Source organism: Planococcus sp. S3-L1 (genome assembly GCF_030063085.1).
GTDB classification, from domain to species: Bacteria; Bacillota; Bacilli; order Bacillales_A; family Planococcaceae; genus Planococcus; species Planococcus kocurii.
The window spans coordinates 15,446-31,817 of record NZ_JASISN010000023.1 but is presented as its reverse complement, the minus strand read 5'-3'; the positions used below and the strand labels follow the sequence as shown (position 1 = coordinate 31,817).

Here is a 16,372-nt window from a genome sequence, read left to right as displayed (position 1 = left end):
CCAAACGGAGGGCCGTTTTGGCTGTGCTTTTTGTTTTTGTCATTAAACTGTCTCAAGTACTTTTTTACACAAACTCTTCATCAAACTTTCCAGCATATGCGGCGTATGAACAAAAGCACTGTCCATATGAAGCCGCTCTGTATACTGATGAGCGTCTTTGCCGAACGGACCAACATTCAACACAGGCGCTCGTAGCTCAAGCATGTCGGCAAACGGAATGCTATAGGTTTCCCCCCATACAGGCGTGTTGCGTTCATACGAGCTCCATCCGTTACCAGGGTCGCTATAATTAACATAACTCAAATCGCAAAGTCCGTTAAAATAGTGAACTTGATCAACTTCAACGCCATTTTCTGCGGCTGCTCTTTTTACAGTGGCAATGCACTCCATGATAAATGGATCTTCCGATGAATTGACTGCCGGATAATAAGGCGGTGCAAACAACAAGATGATTGCTGGTGCTAATTCGTGACATTGAATCATCAGTTTATCAGCAATACGCAACGATTTCTCGCGTTCGTCCCATTCTGGATGTGCTAAAATTTCTGCTTTTAGTTTTGAAACAAAGCGAACACCGCGTTTCGCTTCTGCATACTCGAGTAACTGCTCAAAGCGCAATACCTGTACTTCCCCAATGCCTTCGATCCCTTCACGCCTGCATAGTCCGCTATATGCCGTATTACACATAGTCGCCGCTTGCATTGCCGTTTGTTCAAACAGTTCCATCACTTCGGCAGCATTTCGTTTCATGAGAAAAACATTATACAAAGCAGTTGCTCGGTAAGGTGTTTGTGTCGAATACTGCATTTTCAAATCTTTTTGTTGAAGCGAAACCGGTAGCGGTGTACTTTCACCAAGATCACTTTCGCGGTATAGAGCGTTCCACTCCATCGCTTGCGATAGAAAAGAAGCCATGTAATTCGCTGTCATGCCTTTTAACGGTTCACCCACATGCGTTTCTTTGCCATAGAAAAGTGCAGCTGGCATGATTTTTCCGAGCGTCCCCGAATAGACGTAATGCTTTTCGTCACCCGGTTTTTGTGAAAATGCCGGCTCACTGTTAAAGAACATCTTGTACGACAAGCCGCGCTCTTCACGCAAGTTAACAAGCTCACTCACCGCTTTACGCATGCCCATTGAGTTAACTTCTTCGTCGGGCACAGTCAATAACACGAGGTTCAGCGGCCAGTTTTCCGTACTGGCTTTTTCAATGAGTGCCATATGGAGAGCCAGCCCCATTTTCATATCCATCGTGCCACGGCCAAATAAGTAGTTACCTGACTCGAGATCTGCACGCGCCTCTTCTGGAAGATCGTCTTTTCGCTCAAACAGCTTTTTCGTTAACTCTTCAGGACGAAATGCGAGTTGTTCCAGATCCCCATATTCTTCGGTTTGCACCGTATCAAAATGGCTGATGAGCACAATTGTATCGGCCGCTTTCGGATGCTCATAAAGAGCCATCACCAAGTTTCGTCCCTGATCTGCTTCGTGAAGCGCCAAAAATTCAGGATGTTGCTTGAAATAATCGAGTTGTTTTAGCTTATTCTCCACTTTAAAAGGAAATTCTTTTTCTCCTTCTGTCAGTGTCCGGCTTTCCCAGCTAACTAATTCACATAGTAGCGTACGAAGATCTTTTGGCGTTCCCCACAACAATTTCCCCACTCTCTATTCCTCCTTATTTGACAGTTTCTACTTCCACCGGAGCTAGAACAGATTTTTTCTTTTCTAGTTTCACTTTGTAGAACACCGTACAGACTACGAAAAATCCGATGCCGTATAACAACCCGATACGCTGCGTTGGATCAAAAGCGAGAAATCCAAGAATCAGCAAACAAAAAGCAATACAGAAAATCGGGACAAACGGATAAAAAGGTACTTTAAATTTTAAATCGGCAATATCTCCACCCGACTTCACGTAATGACGGCGGAACATTAACTGAGAAGTGGCAATTCCCATCCAAGAAATCGTTACAGAAATACCGGCAATCGACATCAACAAAATAAAGACTGTGTCTGCTTCCATAACACTTGTTAAAAGCGACAGCAGTGAAAACATCATCGTAAAAATTAATGCTGCAAGCGGTACTTTTCGTTTTGTCAGCGTACTGAAAATACGCGGCGCCATGCCTTCATTTGCCATCGCCCATAAAAGACGGGTCGATGCATAAAGGCACGAGTTCCCTACAGACAAGATTGCTGTCAAAATAACAAAATTCATGATGCTTCCCGCGTATGGAATTCCTGCCATTTCCATCAATGTCACAAACGGACTCGTCATAAGACCGAGTTCAGACGCTGGGAAAATCGCGGATAGGATAATAATAGACGCGATATAAAAAACGATAATTCGGACTAAGATATTGCGTATCGCTCTCGGAATATTCTTTTCAGGATCTTCTGTTTCACCCGCTGCAATTCCAACGAGCTCTGATCCTTGATAAGAGAAAATAACATTCATCATCGTGATAAAAATAATGGCAATACCTGCTGGGAACAGCCCTGTAGGTGCTAGGTTATCCATAAACGGCGCCGGACGATCTGCTAGTGGAATCAGACCGAAAATCGCAGCAGCTCCAATTCCGATAAACAACAGAAGTGCGACTACTTTAATGCCAGCAAACCAGAACTCTGCTTCTGCAAAGCCTCTTGTCGTCAACGCGTTCAATACAAATAGCAGCACTACAAAGAATGCACACCAAATCCATATCGGCGTTTCTGGGAACCAATATTTCATCAGAATGCCGGCTGCGGTAAATTCAACACCCGCTGTCGCAGCAGATCCCACAAAATACATCCACCCGAGTGAAAATCCTGCAGATGGACTAATGTACTTCGAGGCATACGTTTGAAACGAACCGGTAACTGGCATATGAACCGCTAGCTCTCCGAGACACACCATCACCATATACAGGATCAAGCCGCCGATTAGGTAGCCGATTAACGCGCCTCCTGCACCGGACTGGTTGATTGTATACCCTACATTCAAAAACAATCCTGTTCCGATAACGCCTCCAAGTGAAAGCATGAACAAATGGCGGCTTTTCATGGAACGGTTCAACTGGTTTGCAGCTGGCACTTCCGGTGTTTTGACCATAAAATTTCCCCTTTCCTATTGTTATTTTCTATATTTTAGCTGTAGTTGATAAACGATAAAGTCCCTCTACACGGACACTTTATATCAATACTTGAGCCACTTAGTCGAATTGTTCACCCGACAGCTTTTTTAAAACCGCAATGACAAACAGCTAAGTCCGCCATCGTGTTTTTGAAACTCTGACATTTCGAGCTCGATTGTTTCGATCCCGCGTTCTGCAAACTTGCGTTTTGTCTCCTCAAAGCCTTTTGGAATAATGACATAGTCGTTTACTTTGATACAGTTTGCCGAATATTCGTCTGTCGCGGGAATTTCTACTTTCTCGTAATCCACAAAGTCAGGATGGTCCAAAAATTCTCCAGCTGCTACCACCGTATTATTGCCAAGATAAGCGATGCCCGTTTTCAAGTGGAAAAATTCCTGCAGTTCAACAATTGTTGCCTTGTAGCCTTCTGACTCCACGATCGTTTTGAATTGTTCTGCGCCTTTACGGTCTGTACGTTCAGAAATCCCTACATAGAAATGTTTGTCTACTTGTAAAACATCTCCACCGTCTAATGTGCCTGGTGCCGTAATGTAATGGAAATTCGTGTAGAAATTTTTTAGTACGGCTTCAATTTCTTCTTTTTCGCCGTTTCGGCTCTTTGCCCCAGGGTTTGTGATCATCGCAAACTCTGGTGTTAACACGGCTGCGTCTTCGACAAAAGTTGAATCAGGATATTCTTCGCTTTCTGACAAATGTGTAATTTCAACACCGCACGTCTTTAAAGCTTCAATATAAGCAGCATGCTGTTCCAGCAAAAGTTCGTAGTTGGGTGTACCTAAATCCGATGTCGTTAATCCATTCAAGTAGCTTTTTCCTGGTGATTTGACGATAACATTTTTAAACATGTGTTAGTCCCCTTTTCGCTGAAGTTGGTGTACGCACGGCCGGGCTTGTTAGGCAAGTCGGTCCGCCAGTTCCTTTAACGCTAATTTCTTCGCCTTTGTATTCGTAAACTACAGCTCCAGCCTCTTCTAACTGCTGTTTTGTTGATGGATTGCCTGCTAACATGATGCACACTCGAGGTGCAACTGCCAGTACGTTACAACCGAGAAGATCGTATTCCGCTTTTGGTACTTCGATTAGTTGGATACCGCGTGACAGCAAAAGCTTTCGAAAAGCGACGGGCATCAAGGGCGAGTGGACAACAGCGAGATCTTTGTCGACCATGCTGATAAATGACATTAAGTGCAGGCACTCTTCTTCCCCGTCTGCATGAGGCAACTGCACCTCGATAAACTCATCGACCAGATGTGCCGTCATTTCTTTGATTTGTCGAATAGCTTCTGCATTGGTTCGGTAACCGTTTCCTACAGCTAACACACGGTCATCAAGCCAAACAATGTCACCGCCGTCGGACGTCGCTTGCCCGGTCAATTCACCAATAATAGGAATTTCTTTTTCTTCAAGAAATTTTCTGTAAACAGCTGCTTCTGGCTGACGAAGCGCTTTTCCAGACTTTAGAATAAGAGCCCCTTCAGGTGTAAATTTAACCGGGTCGTGCGCATAGATGGAATCCATACTGACCTGCTCTGACGGTGGTAAGTAATCGATTGTCGGAACATGTCGCGATAACAGTGAAATAAATTCAGCGTATTCACTTGTTGCTTCTTCAAAATCAGGTTCTGATAAATAATTAAGCTTTTGCCACTCGTTTTTAATATGTTGCTGGTTGATAAAAGCATCATTCGGATGCTTGACGATAACTCGTTCTAAAGAGTGATACATGGATGAAACACTCAAAACTCTCAACTCCTTTTTCCACATAGTGGAAACTATTTCCGCCAGTTGAAAATATATTTTTAACAATATAAGATATACGTGTTATAATGTCAATATATTTTAAATGTTAAAACAATTATATTAGACAGAGGACAGGTGAAAGAATTATGCAATCAATTGATCGCGCAATGGGTGTCGTGAAATTATTAGTTTCCCGTTCAACTGAAGGTGGGCTAACCATTACAGAACTCTCAACTGAATGTGACCTTCCGGTGAGTTCTATGCATCGTTTGCTAAAAGCCATGGCAGCTCACGGCATGATTCAGCAAGACGATAAAACAAAACGTTATGATTTAGGCAATATTTGGCTAGAGTACGGACTGCATATGTACGACACGATGGATTATATTAGTACCATCCGGCCAGAACTCGTTCGTCTAATGACAGAAACTGGAGAAAGCGTCTACCTAAGCCAGCCGATGGGAAGTGAAGCATTGATCACTGAGCGAATTGACAACGAAAATCACGCAATCCGTGTCTATGACAAACTCGGTTCCCGTATTCCACTTCACATCGGAGCTGCCAATAAATCGATGCTTTCGCATATGCCAAATGCAGAAATAAAAAAAGCCATTACGCCATTTATCGCCAAAGAAAAACAACCCGCTTTTTATGACCTCCTGCAGCAAATCAAAGATCAAGGCTACGCCATCAGTCATAGCGAACGAACAGAAGGCACTTCTTCTGTTGGCGCATCTATCCTTAATCGTTTTGGAAAAGTGCAAGGTGCTCTTAGCATCGGTGTTGTCAGCTATAACTTGACAGATGAGCGACTTGCGTTTCTAGCACAGCAAGTGAAAGAAACAAGTCAGCGTATTTCGGCTAAATTGGGCTATACCTATTAGCTAAAATGAAAAAGACTTATTCCCAATAGTAGGAATAAGTCTTTTTAAGCTGGATTATCGTTGATTTTCTCTCCTTTAATCCGTTCACTGAAAAGAACACACCGAAAAAACTGACAACAGGAGGGAGTCAGTCTTTTTGTCTTGAGTTTTAACACATTACGTTAAATGAATAATTTGGTAGGCTATTGGACTTTTAAAATCATATTACATAAAGAATAATATTCATTAAGTAAATGTTATTTTATGGGATATATCTATTCCTTTCTTTCAGAAAATCTTTATACTTAAGAAAATACGAGTGAATTTCCGACCTTGATACTCTAGCAGATAATTCTGCTCTCTAAAAAGAGGTGAAGCATATCGAACGTTCCAACATTAAAAGTAAATTTTCTAGCTATATCTTTCTTCATATTTCTATTTACTACGCTTGGATTTTGTTTAGCGATAGCAACGAACGTACTTTTGTATTGGTCGAAAACCTGATTTCGTGGCTTGCGCCTATCGTTGCTTGTGTCACGTTGTTTATCGTCTCCCGTCAATCAGTTGGCAAAAACCGTCTGTTTTGGTTACTGCTTTCTTTAGGAGCTTTCAGCTACGCAATCGCTGAAGGTATTTGGGTTTATAGCCATAACGTTTCATATGAAGAGCCCAATTATCCAGGATGGCCAGATGTCTTTTACTTTTCCCAAATCTTTTTCTATTTAGCTGCTGTTGTTTATCAGTTTAAGCAAAAGAAAGAAATTTCTTATGAAATTAAATTTATTTTCGATATGATGATTATCATTACTGTTTCTACCGCTCTCAGCTGGCATTTTTTGATTCAGTATTTACTGATGGAAGAATCTTCACCAATGATGCTCGTTGTCTCTATAGGTTATCCACTTGGAGATTTGTTGTTGCTATTTGGTGCGATCAGCTTTTATATCAGCTTTTCCTATTTGTTACCGACACGTGTATTAGCTCTAATCATCACTGGTCTTATTTTCATGGTTTTTGCCGATACCGCTTATCTGTATTCAACAGTTACGGATACTTATAGATCGGGCATTTTATATGCTCCGTTATGGTCTCTTAGTCTTTTACTAGTGGCACTTGCTGGCTTGCATGCTCTTGATCCTTTACCCAAAAATGGTTCACAAGCAACTTCAACAAGGGCACATGAACGAATTTCAATTCGTATGCTGTTACCGTACCTGAGTCTCCTTCTTCTATTCACCATTATGCTTGTTGAACAAAAAGAAAACATGAAGGGCTTGATTGCTGGCGCTTTTGTGGCGGCTGTTCTTATTATTACGAGACAAGTTTTTACGCTACGTGATAATCGGAGACTGCTATTCAACTATGACCAGCTAACCTCTGTCCTTGAGCATAAAATTGAACAACGAACAGTAGAAGTCACTTCTAAAAACGAACAGCTAGAAAAAGCGGTCAAACAAATGGAGCACATGGCTTATCACGACGTATTAACCAACCTTCCAAACAGAAGGCTATTCGTTGAAAAAGTGGAGAATTCCATAGCAGTTGCCAAACAAAATGGTCAAAAGCTCGCTGTCGTATTCATAGATTTGGATCGTTTCAAAAATATTAATGATACGTTCGGCCACGAATTTGGAGACTTATTGCTTCAAGCATTTTCGCAAAAAATATTGGCGAATTTGCGTCCGATTGATACCGTTTCTCGACAGGGCGGTGACGAATTCACACTTTTCCTTGCTGATATCCATTTTAAAACAGACGTTATCCCGATCATTCGTAGGTTACAGTCTGATTTTGCAAAGCCTATGAACATCAATGGGCAAGAATTGCCTATCTCGATGAGTATTGGCATTGCCATGTATCCAGAAGATGGAGAAACACCAAGCGAATTGCTAAAACATGCGGACAGGGCCATGTATAGTGCAAAAGCAAAAGGCAAAAATAATTATCAGTTTTTCTCAACTGATATGACTTTCGTTACTTCCAGTAAATTAGTATTAGAAAATGATCTGCGTCGCGCTTTTTCCAATGAGGAATTCTTTCTTCATTATCAACCACAAGTTTGTGCTTCGAGTGGTGATGTTATCGGAATGGAAGCATTGATTCGCTGGCAAAAAGCAGAGGGTACCATCGTTTCTCCTGCAGAATTTATTCCTTTGGCTGAAGAAACTTGCTTAATTCTTCCTATTGGTGAATGGGTGCTTTATACAGCTTGCCAGCAAGTAAAAGAATGGCATGATTCTGGATATCCTCACCTGAAGCTCGCTGTAAACTTATCGCCCCTTCAGTTTTTGCAAGACGATTTGTTGGAGACGATCAGTCTGGTATTAGCAACTACCCACTTTCCAGCAGCTTTGTTAGAACTAGAAATTACGGAAAGTGTGGCGCTTGATGATGCGGAAAAAGCCATTTCTCGAATGCACGCATTGAGAAAAATGGGCATTCAGATGGCGATCGATGATTTTGGAACTGGCTACTCATCACTAAACTATTTGAAACGTTTCCCACTCAACAACTTGAAAATCGCTCAACCTTTTGTCCAAGACATGACCACAAATCCATACGATAAAGCACTCGTCGAAGCGATGATTTTTATCGCTCATAGCTTCGATATGTCAGTAATTGCAGAGGGTGTGGAAACTGAAGAGCAATTGGCGCTACTAAAAGAATTGGGCTGTGACGAAATCCAAGGCTACCTCTTTAGCAGACCGCTACCTGCTGATCGTTTTACTCAGTTGTTGGTCACCGGATTCCCTTCAGTCAAAATGATTTAGTCTGTTCCTAAAAATTCATCAACTAAAAACAAGACAAGCCGCTATCTGACAGCGGCTTGTCTTGTTTTTAAATTCTTTATTTTGGACGTTCCATTGAAAAAATTTCGCCGATCGCTGCATAATTTGTTCCTGCTAACCGGCTTACAGCATCCAGTCCTTTCGGATCGATGCGTCCTTTTTCGTAAATAGCTTCGTCAATGTGGAACTGCACAATTTCCCCAATGAACAAATCACTGCCTGCACCGTCTCCACCTAACGCAACTGACTCTACTAAGCGGCATTCCATACGCATTTTCGACTCGACGATGCCTGGAACCGATACGATTGAACTCGGCACTTGCGTCAGCCCTACTATTTCGACTTCGCTTTCTGATGGAGGCAAAGAAGCGGCTGTTTCGTTGATTTTTGTTACATTGTCACGGTCTACCATATGCACGACAAACTCACCGTTGCCATAAATATTACGAGCTGTGTCTTTCATGCCACTTGCTGGTCGTTGAATCGCAAGCGACACCATCGGCGGATTGGAAGACACAACATTGAAATAGCTGAACGGTGCACCGTTAACGACTCCTGACGCGGATTGCGTTGTGACAAACGCGATGGGTCGTGGAATAATTGAGCCCACTAATAGTTTGTAATTGTCGCGTTCCTCGTTTTGTTCCGGATCAATTGATATCATGCTTATCCACTCCTTTACTAATGAGATTGATCTATATAAATGAGCTATTTTTTACATATCGCTTTGGCCATAGCTTCCGTAAGAAATGTTCTGCAATGGTTATTCCACAAACCAACTACGCTTTCCTGCGAGCTTGCACCAAACTAACTCGGACTTTACGCCCGAGTGGATTTCGACACTTCGCTATCTCGCGGGAGTCTACGCTGGTTTGCTCCATATCCTGATGATTTGTTAATTGAACAGGCTAAGAAAAAATTGCGCTAGCTTCGTTGCAAAACGTCCGTTTGCAGCGAGTTCTTCTTTCATTCAACTTATTTACTCAATTTACGTCATCTATAACCCATTGTAACTAAAAAACAGAATGCGCGGATGGTTACGCACATTCTGTCGGTTTAGGGAAGATTAACGGATTGTTTTCAATGCTGTTGACCACGGAATTACTTGGTCGAGCATTTGATTGACGGAATCTGCTTGAACCGGTGCAGCTTTTAGCTCTGCGCCATTTTCAAAGTCTGTGAACAATGACAATGCTGGATGAACGCGAACGTCCGCTACAGATAATTCACCCAAAATGCCCCGTAAATGTTCTGCAGCACGCGCTCCACCAACAGATCCGTACGATACGATACCCGCTGCTTTATTGTTCCATTCCACGCGTAAATAATCGAGTGCATTTTTTAGTGACCCTGTAATGGAATGGTTGTATTCTTGTGTAATAAAGACAAAGCCGTCTTGTTTAGCAATCGCTTCAGACCAGCCAGCTGCTCCGGATGCGTCGCCACCGTTTTCGCCAAGAAGCGGCAATTTGTATTCTGCAATATCAATAATTGTATAGTTCGCATCACCGCGTTTGTCTGCTAATTCTTTTACCCAGTTGCCTACTTGTGGGCTTAAGCGCCCTTCGCGTGTTGATCCTAAGATGATGCCGATATTTACTGTTGTCATTGTTATTTCCTCCTCTTGTTTGGTTCCGAACAATTTACTCATTATGCTTGTTCTTTTTCCCATCGTTACAAAACCTCTTTTTCAATCGTCTGTGTGCTGCGTACCGTATTGATTGGACGCACTAATTGTTCGATTTCTTCACGTTTCGGTTCCAAAAACGGTGGCAGCGACAATTTTTCTCCAACAGTTTCATAAGGCTCATCGTCCATAAACCCTGGACCGTCTGTTGCCCATTCAAACAGAATGCCTTGTCCTACTCGTGCATACAACGATTCGAAGAAAAATCGATCGACATAGCCGGATGTATGGAACTCAAGACTTTGCATCCGGTCGATCCATTCCTGCAATACGTCAGTATCTGCTACACGGAAAGCCGCGTGGTGAACCGTACCAAAACCTTGACGTCCAGATGGCAACGACGTGTTATGCTCGACAATGACTTGCGCCCCGTTTCCACCTTCTCCTATTTCGAACAAATGGAAAGCATCTTCTTTTGCAATTTCGCGCATCAACATCGCACTTTCTAATACTTTTTTCAAGCTGTCAAAATCTGCGATCCGAATATGCACGGGGCCAAGCCCTGTAATTGCAAACTCCAGTGGCACAGGACCGTTTTGCCACGGTGTGCCGGATGCTACACCTCTATTATTTTCATCTGAAATCAGCATATACTGTTGATCATCAAAATCGACGAACGAAATCGTTTTTTTACCGAATATTTCTTCGATACCTTTATGTGCCACTTGGTATTTGTCAAAACGTTTGATCCAGTAGTCGAGCGCGCTATCCGTTGGCACGCGGAAAGCCGTTTTGTAAATTTCGTTTGTTCCGTGCACGCCTTTTTGAATGTTCGGGAAGTCAAAGAACGTCATATCTGTTCCCGCTGACCCTTTATCATCTGCAAAGAATAGATGATACGTTTGGATATCGTCTTGGTTCACCGTTTTCTTGACAAGACGCATGCCCAATACATGCGTAAAAAATTCATAGTTTTTTTCCGCGCTGCTAGTGATGGCTGTTACGTGGTGAATTCCTTTTAATTCGTTCATCAAATTCTCTCCTCTTTTTGAAAGCAATTAATATCTCGAATTCGAGATATATAGTTAAAAAAATTTAATCGTTCTCTAATTTTCAGTGGCTCAACAGAAGCTTAGTAAATTTCACAATTAATAAATCCAAGATTCTATCAACATAAACTATCTCGAAACAATTTATCTTTAATTCAAGATAATAATACCATGTAGTTTTTGGGGTGTCAACTAGTTGAGTTGGCTTTTCTTTTTGATGTTTAATTGGTTCTGCTGTGATATAAAAAAATGATTCAGGTTGGTAGTTGAGAACAATCGAAACTATACATAAAAGAAAAAGAGCATCTTTTTAAGTTACATTAGATGCTCTTTAACAACTTATACTTTGTACTGATTTTTATGAACCGCTAGCAAAAAGATTATTTTTCATTTATTTTTTGAAAAATAGCTATATTTGACCCTAAAACATTCATCTTATCTTCACCCAATAATCCCAATACTTTATTTTCAGTATTGTCCAGCACAATCGTATTTATTTCCTTTATAGATAATCCACTTGCTTGTGCTACTCGGCTCACTTGAATCTGTGCAGCTTCAATACTAATATGAGGATCAAGACCCGACCCAGAGGCAGTCATCAAATCTGCTGGAATTTGCTCGCGTTTTACATCTGGATTAGCATTCAAAAATGCGACTATGTCTGTTTCAATTCGTTTCTCCAGTTCTGGATTAGAAGGTCCATAATTATATGTTCCCGAGCTAACACCTCCAAAAGCTATGTCGCCATTTACATCCGGTAAGGTATCTTCTTTTGTATAAACATTGTAATTAATTGCAGATATCCGACCTGAAAAATAAGCTGGATTTGTGAACGCTTGTCCCACATTTTTAGATCCCACTACTTTATCGTCAACCTGTATTAAATTACCGTTTGCTTGTTGTTTGAAAAACACTTGCGCAACACCAGTGACTGCAAATGGATAAACTAGCCCGCATAAGATGAACAACGAACACGTTATAAACATGGCTTGTTTTGTATATTCAAAAAGTCCTCTCATTTCATCTACCTCCTATAAATTCATCATAGTTAAAATAGGACTTGTCAGTATATCAAGCAATTTAATGCCCACAAAAGGCGCAATAACCCCACCTAGACCGTAACGTAGCAAGTTCCTAGTTAATAATTTCTCTGTACTCATGGGTTTGTAAGAAACACCTTTTAACGCAATAGGGATGAGCAATGGAATGATGATTGCGTTAAATAACAATGCGGAGATAATCGCACTTGTTGGTGAATTTAAATGCATAATATTTAAGACGTCCATCTCTGGAATCGCTACCATTAGCATCGCTGGTAGGATTGCAAAGTATTTTGCAACGTCATTGGCAATACTAAAAGTTGTCAATGCACCTCTAGTCATTAGCAATTGCTTTCCGATTTCTACAACTTCAATAATTTTGGTTGGATTCGAGTCTAAATCAACCATATTTGCCGCTTCTTTGGCCGCATTTGTTCCAGAATTCATCGCTAATCCAACATTGGCTTGCGCAAGTGCAGGTGCATCATTTGTACCGTCACCAGTCATAGCGACAACCTTCCCAAGCGCTTGCTCTTCTTTAATCAAATTGATTTTGTCTTCAGGTTTGCTTTCTGCAACAAAACTATCAACACCTGCTTCTTTTGCAATTGTGGCTGCTGTCAATGGATTATCCCCGGTGCACATGATGGTTTTAATACCCATCGCGCGTAGTAGTTCAAAGCGTTCTTTTAAACCAGATTTCACAACATCTTTTAAATAAATGACGCCCAGTATTTTTTCATCTATTGCAACTACTAACGGGGTTCCACCAAGAGATGATACTTGTTGAACGATGCCCTCCAAGTCTTTCGGTATCACTTGATTGGCAGCATCACTCATTTTTTTCATTGAATCGTAAGCGCCTTTTCGAATTTTTTGACCATTCTCTAAATCCACCCCACTTATACGCGTCTGGGCTGTAAATGCTACGTGAGTGCTCGTTTCGACAAGTTTTTTTTCATCATTTTTTTCAATACCTAATGTAGTTGCAAGAGTTAAAATGGATTTACCTTCCGGTGTATCATCTTTTAGTGAACTTAGCCATGCAGCACGTAGAAGTTTTTTCCGATCAATACCCTGTACTGGCAAAAACTCTGAAGCTTGACGATTTCCATAAGTAATTGTCCCCGTCTTATCTAAAATCAAAGTATCTACATCTCCACAGGCTTCCACAGCTTTTCCTGACATTGCAATTACATTAAATTGCGTCACGCGATCCATACCTGCAATTCCAATTGCCGATAATAGCCCACCGATTGTTGTTGGTATTAAACAAACGACTAACGCAATAAGTGTTGAAATGGGGATATCAACATCTAAATAGATGGTCATAGGGTAAAGTGTGACTACAACTAGTAAAAAGATAATAGTTAAACTGACTAATAATGTATTTAATGCAATTTCATTTGGCGTTTTTTTACGCTTTGCTCCCTCGATTAACGCAATCATCTTGTCTAGAAACGATTCTCCTGGTAACGAAGTGATTTCAACTTTCAACCAGTCACTTGTTATAGTCGTACCACCGGTAACTGATGAAAAGTCTCCACCACGCTCCTTCACTACCGGAGCAGATTCACCAGTGATTGCAGATTCATCAACAGTGGCAATTCCATCCACTACCTCACCATCGTTAGGAATGATTTCACCAGTCTTTACTAAGACAACATCTCCCTTTTTAAGATCTTCAGCTTGTTTCATAAGATGCGTACCATCAGCCATCACGACACGTGCATCTGTACTTGTTTTTGTCTTCTTAAGTGTCTGTACTTGAGCCTTACCTCGACCTTCCGCAATTGCTTCAGCAAAATTTGCGAAGAGAATTGTGATAAACAAAATAGCCGCAACGAGCGCGTTATAAAGACGTGCATACTGAACGCTACTATCCTCTAATAAAGCGGGAAAAATAGTTAATACAAGAACAAAAATAAAACCGATTTCGACTACGAACATTACCGGATTTTTCACCATATAAACGGGATTTAACTTTTTAAAAGCTGCTGTAATGGAACTTTTCATAATTTCACTTGTGATAAAACTTTTTTTAGACACAGTCTCCATCGTTGTCTCTCCTCGTCAAGAACGTATTTGCAAGTGTTCTGTAATTGGACCAAGTGCCAAAGCCGGTAAAAATGTCAAAGCACCAATCATTAGTACAATTGAAATCAGCATGAATGCAAACATTACGTTATCTGTTTTTAATGTTCCAGCCGTTTCACTGTGTAGTAACTTAGTCGCAAGCATGGAAGCAATAGCCAGTTGAATAATAATTGAAAGATAACGACCAAAAAACATCGCTAAGCCCGTTGTCACATTCCAAAACGTTGAATTATCTGCTAATCCTTCAAAGCCAGAACCATTATTTGCTGAAGAAGAGGCGTACTCATAAAGAATTTGTGACAACCCGTGTGCACCTGGATTTGTAATACCTGCGATACCTGCCGTAGTCGAAATTGCAATTGCTGAGAAACTTAAGATAATTGCCGGATGAATTAAAATACACAGCGCGATTAACTTCATTTCTTTCTCCTCAATTTTCTTACCTAAAAACTGCGGCGTGCGTCCAATCATCAGACAAGCAATAAAAATTGTCAGCAAGACATACATCATCATATTCATCAACCCAACACCTTTACCTCCAAACACAACGTTAAGCATCATATTAAATAACGCAACCATACCTCCAATTGGCGTTAACGTATCATGCATATTATTTACAGTACCTGTTGTAAAAGCCGTTGTTACGGTAGTAAATAAAGCCGATTGTGCAACACCAAAACGCATTTCCTTCCCCTCCATACTACCCAGTTCCTGAGTAATACCGAGTGAACTAATGATTGGATTTCCTTCACGCTCTGCCATATAACAAGCAGTTAAGCCAGCCAGAAATAAGATTCCCATCGCAGCAAAAATAACCATTCCTTGCTTTCCAATTAAGGCTCTCTTACGTCGAGCTGCAACCATTAAGCCAAACGCAATAACGCATGCCCCTGGCAGTATCATCATAGATAATATTTCAATAATATTTGTTAACACAGTCGGGTTTTCAAATGGCGTCGTTGAATTGGCACCGTAAAAACCGCCGCCGTTTGTACCAACGTGTTTGATAGATTCTAAAGATGCCACAGGCCCAAGGGCAAGATCTTGCATCTTTCCTTCAATAGTTTGAACAGTTTCGTTTGCTTTAAAAGTTTGCGGTGTACCCTGGAACACTAAAATCATTGAAACAATAAATGAAATCGGCAGTAACACTCGAGTGATTACACGTACCATATCGACAAAAAAATTGCCGAGTGTATCTTTTTTTGCTACTAAACGTCGACAGAATGCCATGCACGCCGCGTAACCCGTTGCTGCAGAAGTGAACATCAGAAATGTAATAACAAGCATTTGAGACAAATAACTTAGTCCTGATTCACCGCTATAATGTTGTAGGTTTGTATTGGTAATGAAGGAGATAATCGTATTAAATGATAACGTTGCTTCCATATTAGTAATTTCATTTGGATTTAAAAATAAGACTGACTGAATACGCAGTACAATATAACCGATAAATACCATGAGCGCATTCGAAAGAATGAGTGCCAGCACATATTGTTTACCAGTCATATTATTTTGCTTAACACCAGAAATTTTGTAAATAACTCCATCGATACGATCCATAACCGGATCTAACCATGTTTTTTCGCGCATTGTTACATGGTATAAATAATGGCCTATTAACACGACCATAGGTAGATAGATAAGTAATACGAAAGCGATTTGCCACATTTTCTTAACCTCCTATTGGCTTATTACTATTTTTCTGGGTAGAGTAATGCATGACCTAAATAGACAAACAATCCAACGATAATGAGGATAACAACCCACATAAAATCTCCTCCTACTTATTTTCTTTCTGATAACACCAATTAGTAAAACCGTAGAGACTAGTAAAGCAAATGCCGAGTAAAGCGACCATATAAACATCTATCACATCTATCACCCTTTCTACTTAGTAATTATTTTCATCATACTGCTTGTTAAATTAACGTAGCGTTAGAGAAAGACAAATTGTATTAAGACAGTATTAAGATGCCAATCTTAATACTGTCTTAATGATAGTTGGCGGTATAATCAAGAAGAGG

13 protein-coding genes are annotated in these 16,372 nt (G+C 40.8%); 2 read left to right on the top strand and 11 right to left on the bottom strand.

Annotated features, from left to right (window positions below; genetic code table 11):
• Positions 1-42 precede the first annotated feature (42 nt).
• The 4 genes from QMF37_RS15855 to QMF37_RS15840 form a co-directional block, all read right to left on the bottom strand.
• Positions 43-1,662, bottom strand: a complete 1,620-nt coding sequence (locus QMF37_RS15855) for a M20/M25/M40 family metallo-hydrolase (RefSeq protein ID WP_283478842.1) — start codon at positions 1,660-1,662, stop codon at positions 43-45.
• Positions 1,663-1,675: 13 nt separating this feature from the next.
• The gene (locus QMF37_RS15850) at positions 1,676-3,094 is read right to left on the bottom strand and encodes an amino acid permease (RefSeq protein ID WP_071152749.1); all 1,419 of its coding nucleotides are present in this window, start codon (positions 3,092-3,094) and stop codon (positions 1,676-1,678) included.
• A gap of 129 nt (positions 3,095-3,223) precedes the next feature.
• Positions 3,224-3,985: a dimethylarginine dimethylaminohydrolase family protein gene (locus QMF37_RS15845; RefSeq protein WP_071152750.1), complete on the bottom strand. Its 762-nt coding sequence runs from the start codon at positions 3,983-3,985 to the stop codon at positions 3,224-3,226.
• Positions 3,978-4,865: a dimethylarginine dimethylaminohydrolase family protein gene (locus tag QMF37_RS15840; protein WP_283478855.1), complete on the bottom strand. Its 888-nt coding sequence runs from the start codon at positions 4,863-4,865 to the stop codon at positions 3,978-3,980. The genes QMF37_RS15845 and QMF37_RS15840 overlap by 8 nt, the downstream gene beginning before the upstream one ends.
• Before the next feature lie 161 nt (positions 4,866-5,026).
• Here QMF37_RS15840 and QMF37_RS15835 point away from each other — a divergent pair, with 161 nt between their 5' ends.
• Positions 5,027-5,764: an IclR family transcriptional regulator gene (locus QMF37_RS15835; RefSeq protein WP_071152752.1), complete on the top strand. Its 738-nt coding sequence runs from the start codon at positions 5,027-5,029 to the stop codon at positions 5,762-5,764.
• Positions 5,765-6,198: 434 nt separating this feature from the next.
• A complete protein-coding gene (locus QMF37_RS15830) occupies positions 6,199-8,514 on the top strand; it encodes a putative bifunctional diguanylate cyclase/phosphodiesterase (protein WP_245830216.1) in 2,316 nt (771 codons plus the stop codon).
• 76 nt (positions 8,515-8,590) lie between these two features.
• On the opposite strand, the gene QMF37_RS15825 is transcribed toward QMF37_RS15830, so the two are convergent.
• From QMF37_RS15825 to kdpF, 7 genes are all read right to left on the bottom strand, one after another.
• Positions 8,591-9,196 carry a flavin reductase family protein gene (locus tag QMF37_RS15825; protein ID WP_071152753.1) on the bottom strand — a complete coding sequence of 202 codons (606 nt, stop codon included), beginning with the start codon at positions 9,194-9,196 and terminating at the stop codon, positions 8,591-8,593.
• Between the two features lie 402 nt (positions 9,197-9,598).
• Entirely contained in the window at positions 9,599-10,141 is a 543-nt protein-coding gene (locus QMF37_RS15820; RefSeq protein ID WP_058386823.1) for an NADPH-dependent FMN reductase, read from the bottom strand.
• Positions 10,142-10,206: 65 nt separating this feature from the next.
• Positions 10,207-11,190 (bottom strand): ring-cleaving dioxygenase, encoded by a 984-nt coding sequence (locus tag QMF37_RS15815; protein ID WP_071152754.1) that lies wholly within the window; start codon positions 11,188-11,190, stop codon positions 10,207-10,209.
• A gap of 398 nt (positions 11,191-11,588) precedes the next feature.
• Complete coding sequence (gene kdpC, locus QMF37_RS15810) at positions 11,589-12,227, bottom strand: potassium-transporting ATPase subunit KdpC (RefSeq protein ID WP_058384120.1); 639 nt, start codon at positions 12,225-12,227, stop codon at positions 11,589-11,591.
• Between the two features lie 12 nt (positions 12,228-12,239).
• Positions 12,240-14,306, bottom strand: coding sequence for a potassium-transporting ATPase subunit KdpB (gene kdpB / locus QMF37_RS15805; protein WP_149456112.1), 2,067 nt, complete (start codon positions 14,304-14,306; stop codon positions 12,240-12,242).
• A 15-nt stretch (positions 14,307-14,321) separates the two neighbouring features.
• Positions 14,322-16,016 (bottom strand): potassium-transporting ATPase subunit KdpA, encoded by a 1,695-nt coding sequence (gene kdpA, locus QMF37_RS15800; protein ID WP_071152756.1) that lies wholly within the window; start codon positions 16,014-16,016, stop codon positions 14,322-14,324.
• A gap of 26 nt (positions 16,017-16,042) precedes the next feature.
• The gene (gene kdpF, locus QMF37_RS18310) at positions 16,043-16,117 is read right to left on the bottom strand and encodes a K(+)-transporting ATPase subunit F (RefSeq protein WP_078080859.1); all 75 of its coding nucleotides are present in this window, start codon (positions 16,115-16,117) and stop codon (positions 16,043-16,045) included.
• Between the last annotated feature and the right edge of the window lie 255 nt (positions 16,118-16,372).

Bases quoted from the DNA above. Each gene is read 5' to 3' on its own strand.
- QMF37_RS15820 (WP_058386823.1), bottom strand. From the start codon at position 10,141: ATGACAACAGTAAATATCGGCATCATCTTAGGATCAACACGCGAAGGG.
- kdpC (WP_058384120.1), bottom strand. From the start codon at position 12,227: ATGAGAGGACTTTTTGAATATACAAAACAAGCCATGTTTATAACGTGT.
- QMF37_RS15850 (WP_071152749.1), bottom strand. From the start codon at position 3,094: ATGGTCAAAACACCGGAAGTGCCAGCTGCAAACCAGTTGAACCGTTCC.
- QMF37_RS15835 (WP_071152752.1), top strand. From the start codon at position 5,027: ATGCAATCAATTGATCGCGCAATGGGTGTCGTGAAATTATTAGTTTCC.
- kdpB (WP_149456112.1), bottom strand. From the start codon at position 14,306: ATGGAGACTGTGTCTAAAAAAAGTTTTATCACAAGTGAAATTATGAAA.
- kdpA (WP_071152756.1), bottom strand. From the start codon at position 16,016: ATGTGGCAAATCGCTTTCGTATTACTTATCTATCTACCTATGGTCGTG.
- QMF37_RS15815 (WP_071152754.1), bottom strand. From the start codon at position 11,190: ATGAACGAATTAAAAGGAATTCACCACGTAACAGCCATCACTAGCAGC.
- QMF37_RS15825 (WP_071152753.1), bottom strand. From the start codon at position 9,196: ATGATATCAATTGATCCGGAACAAAACGAGGAACGCGACAATTACAAA.
- QMF37_RS15845 (WP_071152750.1), bottom strand. From the start codon at position 3,985: ATGTTTAAAAATGTTATCGTCAAATCACCAGGAAAAAGCTACTTGAAT.
- QMF37_RS15840 (WP_283478855.1), bottom strand. From the start codon at position 4,865: ATGTATCACTCTTTAGAACGAGTTATCGTCAAGCATCCGAATGATGCT.